Origin of the sequence: Klebsiella sp. MS 92-3 (assembly GCF_000195655.1) — a bacterium.
GTDB lineage: Bacteria > Pseudomonadota > Gammaproteobacteria > Enterobacterales > Enterobacteriaceae > Klebsiella > Klebsiella pneumoniae.
On the sequence record NZ_GL882833.1, the window covers coordinates 8,090 to 8,732 of the forward strand.

Consider the following 643-nt stretch of genomic DNA (forward strand, 5'->3'; position numbering starts at 1 on the left):
GGGGGGGGGGGTGGAGAGGATGAGGCTATTTTGCCGGCTCGGGTTGGCTATCTACTATCCGCACGGAATAAACCATGGTGGCGCCTGGCGGGATTTTTGGCGGTAATCCTTTACTGCCATAGGCCTTTTCAGGCGGGACGACGAGCGTCACGGAGCCGTGGTTCTGTAGACGCTTCAGCGGTTCGCGAAACACCGGGGGATAGGCATCCAGCTTTTGCGTAAGCGCCTGATCTTTCGCTTCCATATCGTTGATCACCGTCCCGTCCGTCAGCATCTCTTTGATCACCACGGTAACCAGGTCGTTACCGCTTATTTTTCCTTTACCCGGGTAATCGACGCGGCTGTAGACGCCCTCTTTAAAGACCACATCTTTTTTGCGCGCAAACGCCTGCTGATATTTCTTGCCGGCACTGATGTTTTTCTGCTCTATTTTATTCAGGTTCTGATAAACCTGCTGCGACACATCAAACAGCGCTTTGTTACGTTCCTGCTCTCCGAGACGAAGCTGGCCGCGAAAGGCATCTTCGATGCCCTGCAACACCAGGCCTGCGTCGACGGTAACTCCCTGAGTGCGACGGGTGGTAAGGACGTTGAGCGCCTCGCTTCCCATCGAGGCGCCGATCGCATAAGCCTGCTGTTCTCC

Annotated in this window: 1 protein-coding gene; it reads right to left on the minus strand. The window is 55.4% G+C overall.

Features of this window, described 5'->3' with window-relative positions; genetic code table 11:
* Positions 1–25 precede the first annotated feature (25 nt).
* Positions 26–643, minus strand: a 618-nt coding sequence (locus HMPREF9538_RS08450; protein ID WP_009485703.1) for an FKBP-type peptidyl-prolyl cis-trans isomerase, incomplete at its 5' end; no start/stop codon positions are given.